General features: G+C 66.3%; 4 protein-coding genes and 1 pseudogene. 3 read left to right on the top strand and 2 right to left on the bottom strand.

Annotated features, from left to right (window positions below):
* On the top strand, positions 1–294 hold a 294-nt coding region (locus tag WAW85_RS06815; protein ID WP_422558872.1), incomplete at its 5' end, for a hypothetical protein.
* On the opposite strand, the gene WAW85_RS06820 is transcribed toward WAW85_RS06815, so the two are convergent.
* On the bottom strand, positions 295–732 hold the full coding sequence (locus tag WAW85_RS06820) for a lipopolysaccharide assembly protein LapA domain-containing protein (protein WP_422558873.1): 438 nt from the start codon (positions 730–732) through the stop codon (positions 295–297). It lies immediately after the preceding gene.
* A gap of 31 nt (positions 733–763) precedes the next feature.
* Here WAW85_RS06820 and rlmN point away from each other — a divergent pair, with 31 nt between their 5' ends.
* Positions 764–1,870, top strand: a complete 1,107-nt coding sequence (gene rlmN, locus WAW85_RS06825) for a 23S rRNA (adenine(2503)-C(2))-methyltransferase RlmN (RefSeq protein ID WP_422558874.1) — start codon at positions 764–766, stop codon at positions 1,868–1,870.
* 71 nt (positions 1,871–1,941) lie between these two features.
* Here rlmN and WAW85_RS06830 read toward each other — a convergent pair whose 3' ends face one another.
* Positions 1,942–2,208 (bottom strand): DUF2631 domain-containing protein, encoded by a 267-nt coding sequence (locus tag WAW85_RS06830; protein ID WP_422558875.1) that lies wholly within the window; start codon positions 2,206–2,208, stop codon positions 1,942–1,944.
* Between the two features lie 85 nt (positions 2,209–2,293).
* On the opposite strand from WAW85_RS06830, the pseudogene WAW85_RS06835 reads away from it, so the two are divergent.
* Positions 2,294–2,579: pseudogene (locus WAW85_RS06835) on the top strand (1-deoxy-D-xylulose-5-phosphate reductoisomerase); the annotation flags it as partial.

The raw sequence follows: 2,579 nt of genomic DNA on the forward strand, positions 1-2,579 counted from the left end.
GTTCTGCTGCGGACCGGTCTGGTTTGCCTGACGTTCGGTGTGATCGGCGCGGTGATCGCGACGATCCTGGGAACGTCGTCGTCGACTGGCGTCTTGTTCAGTGGGGCGTCGACGATCTTGGCGGTCGGCGCGATAGCCGCCTTCGCCAAGTGGTGGCCGCTGGCCACCGCGGATGTCCTCGCGGGCGGGGTCAACCGGGCCCGGTTCCGGCTGGCAGCCTCGGTGCTGATGCTCGGGACCATTCTAGTCTGGCTGTGGGCGTTGCTGCTGCTCCTCAACGCCTCGCCGGGATAGCTACTTCTTGCGGCGGGCCGGGCGTCGCGCCGACTTGTCCACCTGTGTGAGGGCGCGGCGCAGTTGCACGATGCGGACGCCGGTGATGGCCAGCGTGATGATGGCACCGGCGATAGCGGCGATCAGCAGGCTGACACCGACCGGCAGATTTACGGTGCCGAAGACCAAGTCGATGCTCTGCGAGCCCTGGTTCCGCAGAATGAAGACCAGGAGCAGGATCGTGACGACGATGCCGACGATCCAACCGAAGACGGTTGCCCGCGACGCGGTGTGCTCGATCTTGGTGACCGCCTGCTGTGCCTGTGCCAGCGCCTGGCTCTCGTGTCCGGGTGCGTCGTCGGCCGCGGCCGGCTCGGCGTCGGCCCCCGGGTGCACCGGAACGTTGTCGTTCATCGGCTCGACGTTCGGCTGCTGCGCATTGGGATCCGGAGTGGTCATCGGCTCATCATGACATGAGAGAATGGGAAGTGTGAGCAGCCTGCCCCTCGTTTTCACCGCGCCCGCACGCGGTAAACCACCACGCCACTTCGCCGATCTAGACGCCGACGGCCAGGTGGCGGCTGTCGCTGCGCTGGGGTTGCCCAAGTTCCGTGCCAATCAGCTGGCCAAACAGTATTACGGTCGGCTCAACGCCGACGTCGCCGAGATGACCGACCTGCCCGCCGCGGTGCGCGATGACGTCGGGGCAGCCCTGTTCCCGCCGCTGATGACGCCCGTCCGGAACGTCTCCTGTGACGACGGCACCACCCGCAAGACGCTGTGGCGACTGCACGACGGCACGCTCCTCGAATCGGTCCTGATGCGCTACCCGGACCGGAATACACTGTGTATCTCGTCGCAGGCCGGATGTGGGATGGCCTGCCCGTTCTGTGCGACCGGCCAGGGTGGACTGGACCGAAACTTGTCCACCGCCGAAATCGTGGACCAGGTGCGGGCGGCGGCGCGGGCACTGCGAGACGGTGAAGTCGGTGACCCTGGGCGGCTGTCGAACGTCGTCTTCATGGGAATGGGTGAGCCGCTCGCCAACTACAAGCGGGTGGTCGATGCGGTCCGCAAGATCACCTCGCCCGAACCCGAGGGCTTCGGCATCTCGGCGCGTTCGGTGACGGTATCCACGGTGGGCCTGGCTCCGGCTATTCGAAAGCTGGCCGACGAGGGTATTCCGGTGACGTTGGCGGTCAGCCTGCACACACCCGATGATGAGCTGCGTAACACCCTGGTGCCGGTGAACAGCCGTTGGACGGTGCAGGAAGTGCTCGACGCCGCGCGCTACTACGCCGACACTACCGGCAGGCGGGTGTCCATCGAGTACGCGCTGATCCGCGAGGTGAACGACCAGCCGTGGCGTGCCGATCTGCTCGGAAAGAAGCTTCGCAAGGCGCTCGGCCCGATGGTGCACGTGAACCTGATCCCACTGAACCCGACTCCGGGCTCGAAGTGGGATGCCAGCCCGAAACCTGTCGAGCGCGAGTTTGTGCGCCGGGTCCAGGAGCAGGGCGTCTCGTGCACGGTGCGCGACACGCGGGGGCAGGAGATCGCGGCGGCGTGCGGTCAGTTGGCAGCTGAAGAGAAATAGCTACCGGCAGAAGCGAACAGCCGGACCCGGAAACAATCCGGGGCCGGCTGTCGACGAAAAGGGGGTGTCGGCTACGCGCGCTTCCAGGCGCCCTTGCGGGGACGCAACTTGACCAGGGGGTACACCAGCAGCACGACGGCGATGCAGATCAAGAAGATGTCCTCGACGTGGCCGACGTGGTTGCCGACGAGCATGCCGAGCATGATGAGACCGCTGACGAAGGACGCGATCGCGTAGGTGCGGTCGGCGGTGCCGGACCAGCCGAAACGGGCGGACGGGGCGTCCGGGTCTTCGCGAACCCAGCCGGTATCGATGGTGTCGACCTCGGTGCTTGCCACGTGAGACTCCTCGGTGTTGGTGGACCGGTGTATGACGACCGGTAGTAGTCAGGGCTACAGCATAACCCGATCGGAGTGCGTCACAATGACCGGTGTGACGACACGTGTGCTGATTTTGGGTTCGACCGGTTCCATCGGGACGCAGGCCCTCGAAGTGATCGCCGAACACCCCGAGCGTTTCGAGGTGGCAGGTTTGGGAGCCGGTGGCGGCAACCTGGACCTGTTGGCCCGTCAGGTGGCCGCCACCGGGATGGGTTCGGACGCGGTGGCGGTGGCCGATGCGGACGCCGCCGGGGCGCTCGCCGACCGGCTCGGTGGGCGCGTCTTCGGCGGTGCGAATGCGATGGTGGAACTGATCGAGGCGACCGGAG

It is taken from the genome of Gordonia sp. (in: high G+C Gram-positive bacteria) (assembly GCF_049299075.1).
GTDB lineage: Bacteria > Actinomycetota > Actinomycetes > Mycobacteriales > Mycobacteriaceae > Gordonia.

Excerpts from the sequence above, each read along its gene's own strand:
- WAW85_RS06820 (WP_422558873.1), bottom strand. The coding sequence starts at position 732 with ATGACCACTCCGGATCCCAATGCGCAGCAGCCGAACGTCGAGCCGATG.